Source organism: Streptomyces sp. NRRL F-5650 (genome assembly GCF_000721365.1).
In the GTDB taxonomy this organism is placed as follows: domain Bacteria; phylum Actinomycetota; class Actinomycetes; order Streptomycetales; family Streptomycetaceae; genus Streptomyces; species Streptomyces ardesiacus.
In genome coordinates, this window is sequence record NZ_JOGV01000001.1 from 221377 (window position 1) to 239746 (window position 18370).

The 18370-nt window shown below is 72.0% G+C and carries 16 protein-coding genes; 10 read left to right on the forward strand and 6 right to left on the reverse strand.

Annotation, left to right across the window (positions count from 1 at the left end; translation table 11 throughout):
• Positions 1 to 71: 71 nt before the first annotated feature.
• Positions 72 to 998, forward strand: coding sequence for an NADP-dependent oxidoreductase (locus IG88_RS0101065; RefSeq protein ID WP_031033804.1), 927 nt, complete (start codon positions 72 to 74; stop codon positions 996 to 998).
• Positions 999 to 1066: 68 nt separating this feature from the next.
• Here the strand turns inward: IG88_RS0101065 and IG88_RS0101070 are convergent, their stop codons facing one another.
• From IG88_RS0101070 to IG88_RS40105, 3 genes are read right to left on the reverse strand one after another with little or no spacing between them, the layout of a single operon-like run.
• Entirely contained in the window at positions 1067 to 2002 is a 936-nt protein-coding gene (locus IG88_RS0101070; protein ID WP_051851713.1) for an MBL fold metallo-hydrolase, read from the reverse strand.
• Positions 1999 to 3339, reverse strand: coding sequence for an MFS transporter (locus IG88_RS0101075; RefSeq protein WP_078861371.1), 1341 nt, complete (start codon positions 3337 to 3339; stop codon positions 1999 to 2001). Before IG88_RS0101075 ends, IG88_RS0101070 begins: the two co-directional genes overlap by 4 nt.
• Positions 3336 to 4214, reverse strand: a complete 879-nt coding sequence (locus tag IG88_RS40105) for an alpha/beta hydrolase (protein WP_051851715.1) — start codon at positions 4212 to 4214, stop codon at positions 3336 to 3338. Before IG88_RS40105 ends, IG88_RS0101075 begins: the two co-directional genes overlap by 4 nt.
• A 267-nt stretch (positions 4215 to 4481) precedes the next feature.
• Between IG88_RS40105 and IG88_RS0101085 the strand changes: the two genes are divergently transcribed.
• The 9 genes from IG88_RS0101085 to IG88_RS0101125 all read left to right on the forward strand — a co-directional run bounded on the left by IG88_RS0101085 (position 4482) and on the right by IG88_RS0101125 (position 14298).
• Positions 4482 to 5960, forward strand: coding sequence for a 2-hydroxymuconic semialdehyde dehydrogenase (locus tag IG88_RS0101085; protein ID WP_031033814.1), 1479 nt, complete (start codon positions 4482 to 4484; stop codon positions 5958 to 5960).
• On the forward strand, positions 5957 to 6778 hold the full coding sequence (locus IG88_RS0101090) for a 2-keto-4-pentenoate hydratase (protein ID WP_031033818.1): 822 nt from the start codon (positions 5957 to 5959) through the stop codon (positions 6776 to 6778). The genes IG88_RS0101085 and IG88_RS0101090 overlap by 4 nt, the downstream gene beginning before the upstream one ends.
• Positions 6775 to 7215 (forward strand): RidA family protein, encoded by a 441-nt coding sequence (locus IG88_RS0101095; RefSeq protein WP_031033820.1) that lies wholly within the window; start codon positions 6775 to 6777, stop codon positions 7213 to 7215. The genes IG88_RS0101090 and IG88_RS0101095 overlap by 4 nt, the downstream gene beginning before the upstream one ends.
• Complete coding sequence (locus tag IG88_RS0101100; RefSeq protein ID WP_031033821.1) at positions 7212 to 7739, forward strand: 3-hydroxyanthranilate 3,4-dioxygenase; 528 nt, start codon at positions 7212 to 7214, stop codon at positions 7737 to 7739. The genes IG88_RS0101095 and IG88_RS0101100 overlap by 4 nt, the downstream gene beginning before the upstream one ends.
• A 4-nt stretch (positions 7740 to 7743) precedes the next feature.
• Positions 7744 to 8739: an amidohydrolase family protein gene (locus IG88_RS0101105; protein WP_031033823.1), complete on the forward strand. Its 996-nt coding sequence runs from the start codon at positions 7744 to 7746 to the stop codon at positions 8737 to 8739.
• Between the two features lie 225 nt (positions 8740 to 8964).
• Complete coding sequence (locus IG88_RS0101110; protein ID WP_037835154.1) at positions 8965 to 9906, forward strand: LysR substrate-binding domain-containing protein; 942 nt, start codon at positions 8965 to 8967, stop codon at positions 9904 to 9906.
• A gap of 944 nt (positions 9907 to 10850) precedes the next feature.
• Positions 10851 to 11903, forward strand: coding sequence for a 2,3-butanediol dehydrogenase (locus IG88_RS0101115; protein WP_031033828.1), 1053 nt, complete (start codon positions 10851 to 10853; stop codon positions 11901 to 11903).
• Positions 11904 to 12233: 330 nt separating this feature from the next.
• On the forward strand, positions 12234 to 13199 hold the full coding sequence (locus IG88_RS0101120) for an alpha/beta hydrolase (protein ID WP_031033831.1): 966 nt from the start codon (positions 12234 to 12236) through the stop codon (positions 13197 to 13199).
• 52 nt (positions 13200 to 13251) lie between these two features.
• Positions 13252 to 14298 carry a hypothetical protein gene (locus IG88_RS0101125; RefSeq protein WP_051851716.1) on the forward strand — a complete coding sequence of 349 codons (1047 nt, stop codon included), beginning with the start codon at positions 13252 to 13254 and terminating at the stop codon, positions 14296 to 14298.
• Here IG88_RS0101125 and IG88_RS0101130 read toward each other — a convergent pair.
• The 3 genes from IG88_RS0101130 to IG88_RS0101140 all read right to left on the reverse strand — a co-directional run bounded on the left by IG88_RS0101130 (position 14295) and on the right by IG88_RS0101140 (position 17969).
• On the reverse strand, positions 14295 to 15818 hold the full coding sequence (locus IG88_RS0101130; protein WP_031033834.1) for an aldehyde dehydrogenase family protein: 1524 nt from the start codon (positions 15816 to 15818) through the stop codon (positions 14295 to 14297). The two genes, IG88_RS0101125 and IG88_RS0101130, sit on opposite strands and share 4 nt — an antisense overlap.
• A 136-nt stretch (positions 15819 to 15954) precedes the next feature.
• On the reverse strand, positions 15955 to 17214 hold the full coding sequence (locus IG88_RS0101135; RefSeq protein ID WP_031033836.1) for a GAF domain-containing protein: 1260 nt from the start codon (positions 17212 to 17214) through the stop codon (positions 15955 to 15957).
• Between the two features lie 149 nt (positions 17215 to 17363).
• Positions 17364 to 17969 (reverse strand): N-acetylmuramoyl-L-alanine amidase, encoded by a 606-nt coding sequence (locus IG88_RS0101140; RefSeq protein ID WP_031033839.1) that lies wholly within the window; start codon positions 17967 to 17969, stop codon positions 17364 to 17366.
• Positions 17970 to 18370 lie beyond the last annotated feature (401 nt).

An 18370-nucleotide genomic window follows, 5' to 3' on the forward strand; every position in this document is an offset into this window, starting at 1 on the left:
GCCAAAGGTACCTGGCGGTTCCTTTCGGATCCCTAGCGTGGTTTCTCTCCCCCCTCTCAGACAGGAGAGTCATGCGAGTCATCACACAGCACACGCTCGGCGGCCCCGAGGTGCTCACCGTCGTGGAGGCTCCCGAGCCCCGGCCCCTGCCGACGGAAGTGCTCGTCCGGGTCAGGGCCATCGGGCTGAACCCGCTGGAGGCGCGCCTGCGCGCCGGAGAGTTCCCGCTGCTCGGCCGGCCGCCGTTCATCCTCGGCTGGGACATGAGCGGCGTCGTCCAGCAGGCGCAGACCGGGCGGTTCAGGCCCGGCGACGAGGTGTTCGGGATGCCGCTGTTCCCGCGGGCGGCGAACGCGTACGCCGAGGTCGTGTCGGCGCCGGCCCTGCACCTGGCCCGCAAACCGGCGTCGCTCTCGCACGTCGAGGCAGCCGCGCTGCCGGTCGTCGGGCTCACGGCCTGGCAGGGCCTGGTCGACCTCGGTGGCGTGAGCGAGGGCGACCGTGTCCTGATCCACGGCGGTGGCGGCGGGGTCGGACACGTCGCGATCCAGATCGCCAAAGCGCTCGGCGCGTACGTGATCGCCACCGCCGGCGGGAGCAAACGGACGTTCGTCGAGGGATTCGGCGCGGACGAGGTGATCGACTACACGGAGGCCGACTTCACCGAGGCGGCCCGCGACATCGACCTCGTGCTCGACACGATCGGCGGCGACACCGCGGAGCGGTCGCTGCGAGTACTCCGCCCGGGCGGTCGTCTGGTGACTGCGGTCGCCGAGGACGACCCGGAGCTCGCCGCCGCGTACGAGGCGGCCGGCATGCGCTTCAGCGGCATCGCGGTCGACCCCGACCCGGTCGCCCTGCGAGGTCTCGTACAGCTCGTCGAACAGGGCAGGCTCCGGGTGCACGTGCAGGAGACGTTCCCGTTCGAGCGCGTCGCGGACGCGCACCGGCTGCTCGACGACGGTCACCTGCGGGGCAAGCTCGTCCTCACCGTCTGACCCCGTGGCGGGGCCCCGCAAGAGCGGGACCCCGCCGAGACCCGGACGACGGCCTCCTGGGTGCCGAGTCAGTCGTCGGACCCTTGTCCGGCGTGGGGTCCGCCCGACGGCACGTACCGCCCCGGGCGATGGAGATCAGCGGCAGGGGCGAAGGCGAACCCGGAGCCGTGCGGGGTGACGCGGCCGGCGGACGGGGCGGCGAAGTGCGCGGGCAGCATCGCGGTCCCGGTGTCGGCCAGCCATTCCAGCGTCCGTCTGCGGGTGCGCGCCGACAGCCCGGGGTCGACGCAGTACCGGGTACTGACGTCCGGCTCCATCAACTGGAGCGGGTGGTGCAGGATGTCGCCGGTGAGCAGCAGCCGGGCCCGGGAGCCGGTGACCAGGACGGCCGTGTTGCCCGGCGTGTGACCCGGTGCCGGGCACAGCCGCACGTGCGGGCCCAGCTCGGCGTCCGGGGGCGTCAGATCCAACAGCCCCGCGTCGGCGACCGGCTCGATGCTGTCGGCCAGGTAGTCGCCGGTCCGGGTCATGGCCGCGGCCCCCGCAGCCGACCGCCAGTACTCGTACTCCGGCGCGGTCAGAACGTGCCGGGCCTTGGCGAAGGCCGGCGTCCAGCGCCCGTCCGACCAGCGTGTCGCCCAGCCGACGTGGTCCACGTGCAGGTGGCTGAGGACGACGGTGGACACGTCGTCGGCGGCGAGACCGGTCGCCGTGAACCGCTGCCACCAGCCGCTGTCCAGGCGGTCGAACTCCGGCCTGGCCCGGCGCTTGCCGTCGCCGACGCAGGCGTCGACCAGGATCCGCTCGTCCGGGGTGACGACCAGGAAGGCCTGCATGGCGAAGACCAGCCGTCCCTGCCCGGGCTCGTACCAGGGCTCCTCGGCGGCCCAGCCGGAGGGGACGCCGGGGCGTTCGGGGAAGAACTCCTCCGGGTCGATGAGCAGCCGCGGTGTCTCCACGACCGGAACCACCGCCACGTCGCCGAGATCGAACCAACCACTCATCGCGCCGCCACCTCCCGATGCGTTCGTTCCGCGTCTTCCACCCCGCCCGTCCGGTCGGCCGCGTGGGGCAGACGCCACAGCACAGCCGCGCTCACGGCCGCCACCACCACCGGAACGGCAGTCAGCAGCACGATGTCGTCGCCGGGGAGCGAGAGCGCGAGCAGGACACCCGCCGTGGCCGGACCCACGATCGAGCCGACCCGGCCCAGGGCCGCGGCCCAGCCCACTCCTGCGGTCCTGGTGGCCGGCGGGTACATGGCCACCGCGAGGGTGAGCTGGCCGATCTGACTGGCCGTGACGCCCGCACCGGAACCGGCGAGCGCGAGCAGCAGCGCGGCGCGGTCGGTCCCGACGGTGGCCGCGGCGACCATCGACACCGCCCCGACCACCGGCATCACCATCAGGGCGAACGCGATGCCCCGCCGGGCGGCGAGCAGCAGGAGCACGATGCCGCCGACGACCCCGCCGAAGCTCAGGAAGGCCAGGCCGATCGGGGCCTGCGAGGCGGAGAAGCCGTATCCGGTCAGCAAGGTCGGTACCCAGGACTGGAGGGTGTAGCTGGCGATGAAGACCAGAAAGGCGAAGACCCACAGCAGTACGGTGGCCGCGCGCAGCCCGGGTGCGAACAGCGCGCCGACCCGTGCCTCGCGCGAGGCGGCCGCCGCGTCGTCGGCACCGGGCGCGGCCGGCCCACGGTCCGCGGCCACGGGCGCCGGTGCGGCCGGCAGCCACCGGACCATCAGCACGGCCAGCAGCAGCGGCAGCGCGCCGCCGATCCAGAACACCCCGGTGGCCCCGACCGACGCCAGCAGACTGCCGCCGAAGACACCGGCGACCGTCCCGCCGACGGCGAGTCCGAGGGTGACCGTGACGGAGACCGACTGCCGTTGCTCGTCCGGGTGGTGCGCGGCGGCGAGGGAGACGGAGCCGGGCAGCACCACGCCGAGTCCGATGCCCGTGATCAGCCTGACCGTGCTCAGGGCGGCCAGTGACTGCATGGGAAGCACCAGGGCGGTGGCCATCGAGCCCGCGGCGAACAGGACGGTCCCGGCGATCAGCATCCGCCGCAGGCCCAGCCGCACCGCGAGTCTGCCCGAGGCGAGGTAGCCGAGCACCACGCCGATGTTGGTCAGTACCACCGCCGGGGTGAAGTCGGCCGAGGCGACGTCCCACTGCTCGGCCAGGGAGGGCAGCACGAAGGAGAGTGACGCGGAGTCGAAACCGTCGAGCAGCACCGCGAGGAAGGCGAGTCCCACCACGCCGAAGCGCATCCCGCGAAAACTCGCCAGGACGCTGGCCCGCCCACTCTCCGTCGCCCTTCTTTCGGCCTCGCTCATCGGGTCCCTCCGAAAACCACCCGGTGTGCGGCCTCGAACAACCGAGACTCCGGTTCGGCGAAGGCGGTGGCGGTGCCGATGTGGTCCGTCCCGGTCAGCGCCACGGTCACCGGCGGCCTGCCCGCGGCGGTCAGCGCCTCGACGAGCAGCCGTCCCTGGCGGGTCAGCCACAAGTCGTCGTCCGTCTTGCGGTTGGGCTCCGGATCGCCGAAGGAGACCACCACCCGCTCGGGGCTGCGGCTCACCCGCAGTGCGGGGCTGAGCAGCAGGGCCTGCTCCGGGTCTTCGACCATGCCGCGCACATCGGTGGGCGCACTCATGCACACGGTGCCCGCCACCGGGCAGGGGGCGCTGTCGGTCAGCGTCACCATCGCGGCGAGGTGACCGCCCGCGGAGTGCCCGGCCACCGTGATGCGTTCCGGGTCGCCTCCGTAACGGGCGGCGTTCGCCCGTGCCCACCGCACCGCCAGGGCCGCGTCCTCGACGGCGTCGGCGACGGTGTGGCGCGGTTCGAGCCGGTAGCCGCAGGACAGGAAGACCGCGCCGGCGTCCACCCAGGGGCCGGCGAGGTGGTCGTAGTAGGCCGGGTGGCCCTCGCGCCAGCGGCCGCCGTGGAAGTACACGATGACCGGGCGGTGGCCGGCTCCGGCACCGGTGGGGACGGCGGACGGCCCGGGGTGGTAGACGTTCACGATCTGGTGGGCGTCGGGGCCGTAGGCGAGGTCGACCTCGTGGGGCACCCGTGAGCGCAGCTCCTGGCGGCGGCGCGCGGCCTGCCGGTAGAAGCCCGGCCAGTCGGGGTGGTAGTCCTCCGGGCGCCGGCAGGTGAAGAACTCACTGGTGTCCGCCGGACGGACTGCTTGGCTTGCGGCCACTGGTCCTCCTGGTCATCGCCGGTGCCCTGGCGGCTCCGGGCGTGCAGTGGTCCGTATCGTCACCTGGCCTGCGGCAGCGCGGGTAATGCCTACTTCGTCCGCACCTATCGCCGAACGGTCATACCGGGTTCGTCGCTCCCGTTGCCGGACGGCACGGTGCACGCGCCGGGCCGTCCTCGCCGCCCGCTCCCACTATGCCCGGATGGCTATGCCAGGGCACCGGATCGGTATTGGACGGGCATGAAAACGCGATCGTACGGTCCCTCCATGAGTGACGATTCGCCAACCGAGGTCGTTCGGCTCCGCAACTTCGTCGACGGAAGCTTCGTCGAGGGCGCGGACACGTTCGACAAGATCAGCCCGGTCGACGGGGCCCGTGTCGCCGTGGTGCACGAGGCCGGGCAGGAGACGGTGGACGCCGCCGTGAGGGCCGCGCGCCGCGCGTTCGACGGCCGCTGGGGCCTTTCCACGGACCGGGACAGAGCTTCCCTGCTGAGGCGGATCGCCGACGGGATCGAGGCGCGTTTCGAAGCGTTCGTGGACGCCGAGATCAGGGACACCGGCAAACCGGCGGCGCTGGCCCGCGAACTGGACGTGGCCCGGGCGGCGGCGAACTTCCGGTCCTTCGCGGACACCGTCGCCTCCGCCGGCCTCGACTCGTACCTGACCGACACCGCCGAGGGCCGTCAGGCGCTCAACTACGCGGTGCGCAAGCCGCTCGGCGTGGTGGCCGTCATCGTGCCCTGGAACCTCCCGCTGCTGCTGCTCACGTGGAAGGTGGCACCGGCTCTGGCCTGCGGCAACGCCGTGGTGGTCAAGCCGTCCGAGGAGTCGCCGTCGACGGCGACCCTGCTGGCGGAGGTCATCAGCGAGGCGGGCGCGCCGAACGGCGTGTACAACGTCGTCCACGGCTTCGGGCCGGGTTCGGCGGGCGAGTTCCTCACCCGGCACCCGGGGATCGACGGTGTCACCTTCACCGGTGAGTCCTCGACGGGAGCGACCATCATGAAGGAGGTCGCACCGCGCGTGGTGCCCGTCTCCTTCGAACTGGGCGGCAAGAACGCGGCCGTCGTCTTCGACGACTCCCCGCTGGAGCGGACCCTCGACGGGCTGACCCGGGCGCTGTTCCTGAACACCGGCCAGGTCTGCCTGTGCACCGAGCGGGTCTACGTCCAGCGCGGTCTCTTCGACGAACTGGCCGCCGGCATCGCCGAACGGGCCCGCGGACTGCGCCTGGGCCGCCCGCACGCCCCCGGCACGACGACCGGCCCGCTGATCTCCCAGGAGCACCGGGCCAAGGTGATGTCGTATCTCGACCTCGCCGTGGAGGAGGGGGCCGAGGTCCTCGCCGGGGGCGGCATACCCGATCTCGGCGCGGACCTGGCGCGCGGAGCCTGGATCGAACCGACCGTGTGGACCGGCCTGGACAACTCCTGCCGTACCGTGCGCGAAGAGGTCTTCGGCCCGGTCGCCGCGCTGATCCCCTTCGACACCGAGGAGGAGGCGATCGGCCTGGCGAACGACACCGACTACGGGCTGGCCGCGTCCGTGTGGACCCGTGATCTGGACCGGGCCCACCGGGTGGCCCAAGCGATGGACGTCGGCCTCTCCTGGGTCAACACCTGGTACCTGCGCGATCTGCGCGCCCCCTTCGGCGGGACGGGCCGCTCCGGTATCGGGCGCGAGGGCGGAACCCACTCGCTGCACTTCTACACCGAGACGACGAATGTGTGCGTGGCACTGTGACCGAACCGACCTCCCCCCTCTCCCGGTACGCCGCGGCCCTCGACGACGCCGTCACCACCAGGCGGGCGATCGCGCAGCTGAGCCGGACCGCCTCCCTCACCCTGGACGACGCCTACCGGGTGCAGGCGCTCGGCTCCGGACTGCGGGCGGCCCGCGGCGACCGTGTCGTCGGCGTGAAGCTGGGGTTCACCAGCAAGGCCAAGGCACTGCAGATGGGCGTCTCCGACGTCATCTTCGGCCGGCTGCACGCGAGCGGCGAGTACGCCGACGGTGACGACGTGGCCATGGAGGACTTCATCCATCCGCGCGTCGAGCCGGAGGTGGCCTTCCGCCTCGGTGCCCGGTTCGACGCGCGCGCCTCGGCCGATCCCGAGGCCGAACTGCGGGCCGCCGTCGACGCGGTCGCTCCCGGTCTGGAGATCATCGACAGCCGCTACGCGAACTTCACGTTCTCGCTCACCGACGTCGTCGCCGACAACACCTCGGCGGCCGCCTTCGTCACCGGGGCCTGGCAGCCTGCCGACCTCACCACCGGCGACGTCCGGTTCGACGACCGGCCGGTGACGCTGGAGATCGACGGAGCCACGGCGGCGACGGGGAGCACCAGCGACATCCTGGGCGACCCGGTCCTCGCCCTGCCCGCGATCGCACGCATGGCCGCGGCCCACGGGGTCGTCCTGCCCGCCGGTTCCGTGCTGCTGGCCGGGGCGGCCACCGCCGCGGTCGCCCTTCCCGGCGGGGTCACGGTCGGCGCGACCGTCCCGGGGCTCGGCTCCGTCCGGGTCACCACCACCGGCTCGTCCACGGAGGAGCGATGAACGACGAGTCCCTCGTGGTCGAGGGGAAGGCCACCCCCCGCGGCCGGTTCCCGCACGTCAAGGTCGCCGGTGACCTGGTGTTCGTCTCGGGGACCAGCAGCCGCCGCCCGGACAACACCTTCGCCGGGGCCAGTGCCGACGCGCTGGGGGTGACCAACCTCGACATCGAGGCGCAGACCCGGGCCGTGATCGAGAACATCCGTGACGTCCTCACCGCCGTGGACTGCACGCTCGACGACCTGGTCCAGGTCACCGCCTATCTGGTCAGCATGAACGACTTCGGCGGCTACAACCGCGTATGGGCCGAGTACTTCGACGCCACCGGCCCCACGCGGACCACCGTCGCCGTCCACCAGCTTCCCCACCCGCATCTGCTCATCGAGATCCAGGCCGTCGCCGTGCGCCGGCCCGGCCGTACCGCCAGGGAGAACTCATGACGTCGTCACTGCCTCCGGTCTTCAACTTCCCGCAGTGGCTCTCCGAGAACGAGGAACTGCTGAAGCCCCCGGTCAACAACAAGGCGATGTGGGACACCGGCAGTGACTTCATCGTGCAGATCGTCGGGGGCCCCAACCAGCGGTTCGACTTCCACTTCGACCCGTACGAGGAGTACTTCTACCAGGTCAAGGGCAATATGCACGTCAATGTGATCACCGAGGACGGTCCCCAGCGCGTGGACATCCGCGAAGGCGACATGTGGCTGCTGCCCGGCAACACCTGGCACTCGCCGCAGCGTCCGGAGGAGGGGTCCATCGGCATCGTGGTGGAGCGCGTCCGCCCCGAGGGCACGACGGAGCAGTTCGGCTGGTTCTGCCTGGAGTGCGGCACCAAGGTGCATTCGGTGGAGCTGCAGGTGCGGGACATCGTCGCCGACCTGCCGCCGGTGTTCGAGGCCTTCCACGCGTCCGTCGAGCAGCGCACGTGCGGGAACTGCGGCACGCTGCACCCCGGTAAGGGCTGATCCGGTGTCCGATGTCATCGACGTGCACACCCACTACGTCCCCGCCGCCTGGCCGGACCTCGGTCCCGGCAGGCCCTGGCTGAGGGTGGAGTCCGAACGCCAGGCGATGATCATGGTGGGGGAGACCGAGTTCCGCGCCATCGAGTCGAACTGCTGGGACGTGTCGGCCCGGCTGGCCGACATGGCGGCCGACGGGGTGCGGGCCCAGGTGGTCTCTCCCACACCGCTGTTCTTCGGGTACGACCTCGACGGTGCCGAGGCGGTCAAGGTCTGCCGGATCTTCAACGACCTCGCCCTGGAGATCTGCGAACCCGACAGGGAGCGGTTCATTCCGTTCGCGCAGGTGCCGTTGCAGGACCCCGACGCGGCCTGCCGCGAGCTCGACCGCTGCCTGGACGCCGGGCACGTGGGGGTGGAGATCGGCAACCACGTCGGCGACCAGGACCTCGACGCCGAAGGCGTGGTCACCTTCCTCCAGCACGCGGCCTCGCGCGGCGCGCCGGTCTTCGTGCACCCCTGGGACATGCCCACCTCCCCGCGGTTGGAACGCTGGATGGCGCGGTGGCTGACCGGGATGCCGGCGGAGACCCACCTCTCCGTGCTCGCCATGATCCTCGGCGGAGTGTTCGACCGGGTGCCGCAATCGCTGCGGATCTGCTTCGCGCACGGCGGCGGATCGTTCGCGTTCTGGCTGGGGCGCCTGGAGAACGCCTGGCATCGCCGCCCGGACCTCATCGCCACCTCGCAGCAGCCGCCCTCGGCCTATCTCGGCCGGTTCAGCGTGGACAGCGTCGTCTTCGACCCGGTGGCTCTGCGTACGCTGGTCGACACCCTCGGTGCGGACCACGTGATGCTGGGCAGCGACTACCCCTACCCGCTGGGGGAGCGACCCGTCGGCCGGATACTCCGGAAGGCCGACTTCCTGAGCACGGCTGAGCGCGAGGCGATCGCAGGCGGCAACGCGCTGCGCTGGATCGGACGTGTGCCCGCCGGCCGCTGACCGCGAACCGCCGCCCGAAAGCGTCACCCCGGCCGAGCGGAATCCGCTCCCTCGGAACCGGCGGACCCCGGTACCCGCGCTGCCACGGCCGGGGTCCGCCGCCCACTGCGCGGACAAGCCCGCCGCCGGGCCTTCGGGCCGGCCCTCCACCAGCGGGTATGTCCACGGTGACGCACACAGCCGTGCGGCTATTCCTCAGGAGGGAAGGCGGACTACCGTTCTCGCATGGAAATACCGCGGATGCTGGACGGGCGACTGAAGTTCCGCCACCTCCTCCTCGTCGAGGCGCTCTCCGCTCAGGGGAGCGTGGTGGGCGCCGCGGCCGCGCTCCACGTCACCCAGCCCGTGGTCACCCGCAGCCTCCAGGACCTCGAACGCATCCTGGGCGTCACCCTGTACGAACGCGGCCCGCGGGGAATCCGGCCCACCGAGTTCGGCGACGCCTTCACCCAGTACGCGCGCTCGGCTCTGGCCCAGATGAACCAGGCGAGCCGGCATCTCCAGGAGATCGCCGACGCCACTCGCGGCCACGTCGTCATCGGCACCCATCTCGCGGGCTCCAACCTCCTGCTGCCGCGGGCCATCGCCCAGCTCAAGCGCGACCGCCCCGCCCTGAGGATCGTCGTGCGCGAGGCGACGCCGGAGGCGCTGCTCGAAGACCTCGCCGCGGGCAGGATCGACTTCGTCATCGGCCGCCTGGCGACGGTCCCCGCGGAGGGGACGACCCAGCAGACGCTGCACGCGGAGACCATCCGCGTGATCGCGCGCAGCGGGCACCCGCTCGCGACACGCACGCAGATCCCGCTCGACGAACTGGTCGCCTACCCGTGGGTCCTGCCGGGAGCGGAGACGGCGCTGCGCACGGAACTCGAGGAGTTCTTCCACCGCAACGACTGCTCCCTGCCGCCCGACCGCGTCGAGACGACGGCGTTCCTCACCATCCGGCAGCTCCTCGTGGAGACCGACATGGTGGCCGCACTGCCGGAACTCATCGGCGCGAGCGACCCCCGGCTCACCGCACTGCCGGTCCCGCTCGACCTCGTCGGCGCACGCGTCGGGATCACCCTCGCGGCCGGACGCCGTCTGAGCCCGGCCGCGGAGGCCATGATGCAGTCGCTCGTCACCGTCGCGGCCTCCGTGCACCCGCAAACGGCCCCGTCCGACTGAGTCCGGGCCGCGTGAAGGGGAGGCGGGGCTTCTTTCCCCGTGAACCGGCGGCACACATTCGGCGGACCGCGGCCAACAGCCGGGAACAGGGTTCGGACGCGCAGGCCGGGCGACACGGGGGAGGGCACGCCGTGGCCGACGGGGGCGCCCGTGCGGGAACCGGTCATGCCGAGGGCGGTCGGTGCCGCAGCTCCGGGCGGCTGCCTCGGCGCACACCGGGATGGTGGTGCTGAAGCCGCCGACCAGGGCGCCCGGGGCCAGGCCGTGGGCTGCGGATCCCGGAGCGCCCGGAGCGCCCGGCGGCAGACCGTTCACGGCCATGGGGTCGCCCGCCGTGGCGAGCTCCGGTGCCGCCGCGCTCCCGGCGGCCCGCAGTGCGGTGCCGGAGAGGCCGCCGCGAACGCCGACCACGACTGAGGGACCAGGGATACAGGCCCGCAGCGGATACAGGTGGGCAGCGTCTGTCTCGGCTGAGGGCGGCGACGTGCGGCCGATGCTCATTCCCGTGGGCAGCTCGGACCAGGGCCGGCAGAGCCGCTCGGCAGCATGACGGCACCCGGCACCGCGGCACTGCGGCACTGCGGCACTGCGGCACAGCGGCACTGCGGCACCGCGCCGCTTGCGAGTCGGCGCGCGCATGGCGGGACGTCTCCTCGGAATCCGCCACGCATGGCGGTGACCTGCGAGAGCAGAGCCATCTGACACTGATGTGGGCGCCGCAGCGGTGCCGCAGGCAACGAAGAAGTCCCGGGCGCCGGACGTCACCCTCCCACGGGCCCACCTCGGAGCGGTCGGCTCCCTCGTGCCCGGCCTGCTTCCCGTCCGGTGTTCGGCCACCGGGGTCACGGCGTTGCGGCCGTGCGGTGTCCGACACGACGGTTCGCGTTCGCGCCCGCAGGGTCGGCGACCGGTGGTCCCGGTCGCCTCAGAGAAGGAGTTGGAGCATGAAGGCCGCACGGTTCTACGGCAAGGAAGACCTTCGCATCGAGGAGGTGCCGGAGCCCACTCCCGGGCCCGGTCAGGTGAAACTCCGCAACGCCTTCGCCGGCATCTGCGGTTCCGATCTCCACTTCTACTTCTATCCGGAGTCGCTGCCCTTCGACCTGGAGCAGCCGCATCCTCTGACCGGTGCCACGCTGCCGCAGATCCTCGGCCACGAGTTCTCCGGCACCGTCGTCGAGGTCGGCGAGGGGGTGACGGACGTGAAGGTCGGCGACCTCGGTGCCGTCTATCCTCTGGCGGTCTCCTGCGGCGAGTGCGGGGCCTGCCGGAAGGGGCTGCCCTTCTCCTGCCGTCTGATGGGCTCGCTCGGGTCGAACGTCGAGGGTGGTGGCCTGGCGGAGTTCACCCTCGTCGACGCGTCGAAGCTGCACGTGCTGCCGGACGGTGTGGACCTGCGGGCGGGGGCGCTCGTCGAACCGATGGCGGTGGGCTGGCACGCCGTGTCGCGCAGCGGCGTGCAGGCGGGCGGCACCGCGCTCGTCGCCGGGGCCGGGCCGGTCGGAATCGGCACCTGGTTCGCGCTCAAGGCCCGCGGCGTGGAGAAGGTGCTGGTGTCCGAGCCGAGCGCGGACCGGCGCGCCCTCATGGCCGCACTGGGCGCCCAGGTCGTCGATCCCGTGAACGAGGACCTCGCGGCCGCCGTCGCCGAGCTCACCGGCGGCGACGGAGTGGACGTCGCGGTGGACGCCGCGGGAGCGGGCCCGGCGATCACCTCCGCGCTGGCGGGTCTGGTCCCCGGCGGCCGTCTGGTGGTCGCCGCGCTGCACGAGCACCCGACGGCTCTCCAGCCCACGCAGCTCATGATGGGCGAGACGGAGATCGTCGGAGCGGTCGGATACCGGCCCGAGGAGTTCGACGCGGTCATCGCGACCATGGCCGACGGGGTCTACGACACGACCGGCTGGGTGCAGGAGCTGCCACTGGAGGGCATCATCGACGCCCTCCACTCGCTGCGCGCCGGCGTCGGCGGGAAGGTCCTCCTGAAGGTCGGCTGACCTTCCTCGAAACGGTCCGGTACGACGGCCCGGGAGCGTCCCTACCGGACCACGGCATGCCTGCCTCCGTACCGGACCCGCGGCACGCCGGCGGGCGGCGGGCGCGAACGGCGGGGGACACCGCCCCGGACCGCGGCGTTCGGCGGTTTCCCGTGCGGCGCCCGGCGCAGGACGGTGGGCTCACGCCGAGCTCAGCGATACAGAACAAGCAGTCGAGCAGAGCAGTCGAGCAGAGCAGTCGAGCAGAGCAGTCGAGCAGAGCAGTCGAGCAAAGCAGTCAAGCAGCGCAGTCAAGCAGCGCAGTCGAGCAGTACAGACCTTGGAGCCTTGATGTCCGCCACCTTTCCGCGACCGCCCTTCGACCCGGAGCTGGAGGCCGTCCTCACGGTCCTGGCCGACCAGATTCCGCCGACCCTGACCGCGGACATGATTCCGGACCTGCGCCGGTCGTCACCGGCCGAGGTCAGCGACGAGATGCTGGAGGCCGACGGCCTGACCCGGCGCGACGTCGCGATCCCGGGGTACCGGGGTGACGCGATCACCGTCTCGGTGATCGCCCGCGACGATCACCGGGGACTCGGCCCGGGCATCTACCACACGCACGGCGGCGGCATGGTCTCCGGCAACCGGTTCTCCGGCCTGAGCCAGGTCCTCCCGTGGGTCGTCGAGCACGATGCCGTACTGGTCACGGTCGACTACCGGCTGGCGCCCGAGCACCCCGACCCCTACCCGGTCGAGGACTGTTATGCCGGACTGCTGTGGACCGCCGAGCATGCCCGGGACCTCGGCATGGACCCCGACAGGCTGATCGTCGCGGGACAGAGCGCCGGCGGAGGAATCGCCGCCGGCGTCACGCTGCTGGCACGCGACCGCCGGGGACCGCGCCTCGCGGGCCAGGTCCTCATGTACCCGATGCTCGACGACAGGGACCGGACGGTCTCCGCGGCCCAGTTCGACGCCGTCGGAGTGTGGGACCGCAGGAGCAATCGCATGGGCTGGACCGCGCTCCTCGGCGAGCGCCGCGGAACGGACGACGTGTCGATCTACGCGGCCCCCGCCCGTGCCACCGACCTCACGCGGCTGCCGCCCGCATTCATCGACTGCGGCTCGGCCGAGGTCTTCCGGGACGAGGACGTCGCCTACGCGACGGCCCTGTGGCACGCGGGCGTACAGGCCGAACTCCACGTCTGGCCCGGTGGCTTCCACGGTTTCGACCTGACCGCACCCCACACCGCTCTCGCGCACGCCATGACGGCCGCGCGGAACGCCTGGGTCGCCCGCACTCTCGGAGCCTGAGGCGACGTCCCCGGTCCTCGGTAAGCTGAGGTGAAGTGCGAAGGAGCGCCAGGTGCACCAGCTGGTCGGACGACTGAACTCACTCGACCCGCAGGCGGGCGAGACGCTGCGGATCGTGTCGTACTTCGACGTCCTCATCACGCGGGGCGCCGGACTCGACGGGCTGCTGCGCGGTGCCGCGGTCCTCTCCGGTACCGTCGCCGGCGCGGAGATCCGGGGGCGCGTGACCCGGCGTGACCCGGACGGACACCCGGTCACCGGCGACGTCGACCGCCGACGGCACAGTACCCGCAGGTCCCACGCCGACTGGGCGGTGTGGCTCGAGCGGGACGGGAAGCCGGAGCCCGACGACGAGATGATCGTGGAGCGGCTCGCGCTGGGGGTGGAACTCCTCGACGCGCGCCGCAGTCCCGAGCGCGGCCTGGACGCCGTCGTCGACCAGGCCCGCTCCGTCGCCGAACGCACCGCGCTCCTCGCCAAGCGGCGGATCGACCCGGCGACTCCGGTGCGTGTCCTGGCCACCGCGGCGGACGCCCCCGAGATCAGCGAGGCCCCCTCAGCGATCGTGCCGACCCGGTACGGGCTCCTGAGAGCCACCCTCGACCTCTCGGGTACCATCCGCCGCCCGCCGGAACCGGTCGGCTTCGGAACCCGGGTACGAGCCGACCGGGCCCCCGAATCCTGGGAGGCGGCGATCGTCGCACTCCGGCTGACGGACGCCTCCGCACCGGCCGTCGACGCGGCGGACCTGGGAGCCATGCTCCTGCTCGCCCAGACCTACGACCCGGAGCACCCGCACGAGGACGTGCGCGCCCTCGCCCGCCTCGACCGGCGCTCCGCGGACGTGCTCCGCACCCTGGTGGAGGCCGACAGCGTCCGCTCCGCGGCGGCCGAGCTGGGCATGCACCACTCGACCGTGCAGGCCCGCCATGAAGCACTGACCCACACCCTGGGCTACGACCCGCGCAGCAACGTCGGCAGGATGCGCTACATCGCCGCCGCCCTGCTGCTGCGCCTCACCGACCCCGCTCGGAGCGGTCAGGCGGTTCGGTCGTCCGGAGCTCTGCGAAGGCCCCGGACGACCGACTCCGAGCTCTAGAAGAACCCGAGCTTCTTCGGGCTGTAGGAACAAAGAATGTTCTTGGTCTGCTGGTAGTGCTCCAGCATCATCTTGTGGTTCTCGCGTCCGATGCCCGACTGCTTGTAGCCGCCGAAGGCGGCGTGCGCCGGGTACGCGTGGTAGCAGTTCGTCCACACGCGTCCCGCCTGGATCGCCCGGCCCGCGCGGTAGGCGGTGTTCATGTCGCGGGTCCACACCCCGGCGCCGAGGCCGTACAGGGTGTCGTTGGCCGTTTTGACGGCGTCGTCGAAGTCGTCGAAGGACGTGACCGACACGACCGGGCCGAAGATCTCCTCCTGGAAGATCCGCATGCGGTTGTGGCCCTCGAAGATGGTGGGCTGGACGTAGTAGCCGCCCTTCAACTCACCCTCGTGCTCGATCCGTTCACCGCCGGTGAGTACCTTGGCGCCCTCCTGCCGGCCGATGTCCAGGTAGGAGAGGATCTTCTCCAACTGGTCGTTGGAGGCCTGCGCGCCGATCATCGTGTCGGTGTCCAGGGGATGGCCCGGCCTGATCTGCTCGGTGCGGGCGACGGCCGCCTCCATGAACTCGGCGTAGCTGCCCCGCTGGACGAGCGCACGGGACGGGCAGGTGCAGACCTCGCCCTGGTTGAGCGCGAACATCGTGAAGCCTTCGAGCGCCTTGTCGCGGAAGTCGTCGTCCCGCGCCCAGACGTCGTCGAAGAAGATGTTCGGCGACTTGCCGCCCAGCTCCAGTGTGACCGGTTTGATGTTCTCCGAGGCGTACTGCATGATCAGCCGCCCGGTGGTGGTCTCCCCGGTGAACGCGACCTTCGCCACCCGGGGGCTCGACGCCAGCGGTTTGCCCGCCTCCACGCCGAAGCCGTTGACGACGTTCAGGACGCCGGGCGGCAGCAGGTCGGCCACCAGGCTGAGCCAGTAGTGGATCGAGGCCGGGGTCTGCTCGGCCGGCTTCAGGACCACCGCGTTTCCGGCCGCCAGGGCGGGGGCGAGCTTCCAGGCCGCCATCAGGATCGGGAAGTTCCACGGGATGATCTGCGCCACGACCCCCAGCGGCTCGTGGAAGTGGTACGCCACGGTGTCGTCGTCGACCTCCCCGAGCGATCCCTCCTGGGCGCGGACTGCGCCCGCGAAGTAGCGGAAGTGGTCGATGGCGAGGGGGATGTCCGCCGCCAGCGTCTCGCGCACCGGCTTGCCGTTCTCCCAGCTCTCGGCGACCGCCAGGCGCTCCAGGTTCGCCTCCATGCGGTCGGCGATCTTCAGCAGCACGTCGGAGCGCTCGGTCACCGATGCACGGCCCCAGCCCGGAGCGGCCTCGTGCGCGGCGTCGAGTGCCCGCTCCACGTCTTCCGCGGTCCCGCGCGCGATCTCGGTGAACGGCAGGCCGTTCACCGGCGACGGGTTCTCGAAGTACTGGCCGCGCACCGGCGGCACGTACTCCCCGCCGATGAAGTGGTCGTAGCGCGACTGGTAGGAGACGATCGCGCCCTCGGTGCCGGGCGCCGCGTAACGGGTCATCCTGTGTGCCTCCCTCAACGAGCGCTGCCCGCCGTTGGACAGCTCCGTGCGAGCCTAGGAAGCGGGACGTTGCAGTGACGTTGCGTGCGACGTGGTCACCGCCCGGTCTCCCGGCGGTCCGCACGCGGGCGGGCGTTCACCACGGGTCCGCCGCCGTCAGCTCGGACTCCAGCGCGGCGAGGCGGGACCCGGTCGCCGCCGTGGGCCGGACCGCCGCGAGCGCCCGCCACACGTCGAGGTCGTCCTCGCCCCAGGGGGCGTGTGCCCAGTCGGCCAGCAGGTCGGGATCGGCACAGGAGATCAACGCGGCCCGCAGACCGTCGGCGAGGCGGCGCCTGAGCCGAGTCACCGCCGGGGCCCGGGAGCCCGGCAGCAGGGGACCGGCGTACGCCGCCGCGGCCGCCGTGACCGCACCGGCCCGCAGCCGGCGCTCGACGACGACGGCGTCCGACTCGACGGGCATCGTGAGCCGGTAGGGCCGGGAGGCCAGCCGGCCGGGTCCCAGGATTCCGCGCAGCCTGGCCAGTTCGGCCCGCAGCGTCACCGGGGGCACCGTCTCGTCCTCGTACAGCGCACACAGCAACTCGTCGCCGGTGAGGCCCCCCGGGTGGTGGGCCAGCAGCAGGACGATCTCGCTGTGCCGCCGGCTCAGCCGGACCCGCCGGCCGTCGGCGCTCAGCAGGGCTTCGTCACGGCCCAGCGCGGTCAGCACGGCCGACTCGGCCCCGGGCCGCTCGGGAGTGAGCAGCGCCAACTGCGTCTCGGCGGCACGTGCCACGGCCTGGACGAAACCCAGACTGTGCGGGTGGGCCAGACCGTCTCCGCCGGTGATGTCCACGGCGCCGAGCACCCGCCCGGTCCGGGGATCGTGCACCGGAGCGGCGGCGCAGGTCCAGGGCTGGACCCGGCGTATGAAGTGCTCGGCCGCGAAGACCTGCACCGGCCGGCCGACGGCCACGGCCGTACCCGGGGCGTTCGTGCCGACGGCCGACTCCGCCCAGCGGGCCCCGGGCACGAAGTTCATCCGGTCCGCCCGGCGCCGGGTGGCCGGATGCCCCTCGACCCACAGCAGTCTGCCGTGCGCGTCGCACACCGCGAGCAGATGCTCGCCGTCGGCGGCGAACGCGCCCATGAGCTCCCGGACCAGTGGCATCACCCGCGCCAGTGGGTGTTCGGACCGGTAGGCGCCGAGGTCGCCGTCCATCAGCTCCACGCTCGCGGCGCCGTCCGGGCCGACCCCCGCCTTGACGGACCGTCGCCACGAGTCAGCCACCACCGCACGCACGGGCCGCGGCACCGTCCCGGCTTCGGTGAACGTCTCGTGGGCCCGACGCAGTGCCCGGGCCCGCTCCACGGGGTCGGCCCCCGGTTCCAGAGCCAGCCATGAATCGGTCAACTCGGCCTCCCCGCACGGTGCGACGGTTTGGGACATCGTGACTCCGCGGACAGGGACGGACAACCACTTCGTCCACCCGGATCACCCGAATGTGGCGTTCCGGGAGGACGGCGGAGGACGGGACGAGGACGGGACCGGCGGCGAGCGGGTCAGGCGAAGTTGACCAGTCTGATGTAGCGGGTCCAGTCCCAGAAGGGTCCCGGATCCGTGTGGTCGCTGCCGGGCACCTCGTGGTGCGCGATGATGTGCGTGCGGTCCTTGGGGATGCCGTAGGCGGTGCAGATCGCCGCGGTGAGCCGGGCCGACTGCTCGTAGAGGGCGTCGGTGAAGTACTCGGGCCGGTCCACCCACCCCTCGTGCTCGATCCCGATGCTGCGCGTGTTGTAGTCCCAGTTGCCCGCGTGCCAGGCGATGTCCGCCTCACGCACGCACTGCGCCACGTGTCCGTCGGAGGACCGGACGACGTAGTGGGCGGACACCTGTTTCTCCGGATCGCGGAAGATGGACAGGGTGTCGGCGTACGTCTCCTGTGTCACGTGGATGACCACGTAGTCGAGGGGGTAGGCCGTGGGACGGTTCGACCGGCTGTAGTTGGACGCGTTCGCCGGCTGCCACTCGGCGGAGGGGTAGTCGACGGCACGGGCCTGCGCGGTCGCCCGTGTGCCGGAGAGCAGGGCGTACGGGACGGTGGCCAGTGCGGCGCCTTGCAGGAGCCGCCGCCTGGTGGGAACGGGTGCTGTCCTTTCGCTGTCCATGGCGATGCCCTTTCGTCGGTGGGGCTCTGGGCCCGGTGGGGGTGTGTGGGGTGGGTGCTCCGCTGCCCGGCATGACGGAGTGACATGGCTGCGGAGCAGAACGCCGACGCGGACGTCCGGTCGCCCAGTGGGCGAGGTGCGTCCGCGTGAATCACCGTACGGGGAGCGGGCGTTGCGCAGTAGAGCGCCGCGCCGTTCCGTGGACAGCCACCGCCTTGTGGATACCGTGCTCACTCGATCGAGTGAATAGGTAGGGGTCGGACGTCGGGAAACCCTGGGCACGGCGGATCAGCGGTCGCCGCAGAGGCCGAGGCTGCCAGCGGCCGTCGCCGCAGGTGGACGGCGTGCGGTGCGGCGCCGTACTCCCGTCGTGGGACCACGCAGGGGCGGGTGGAGCGGGG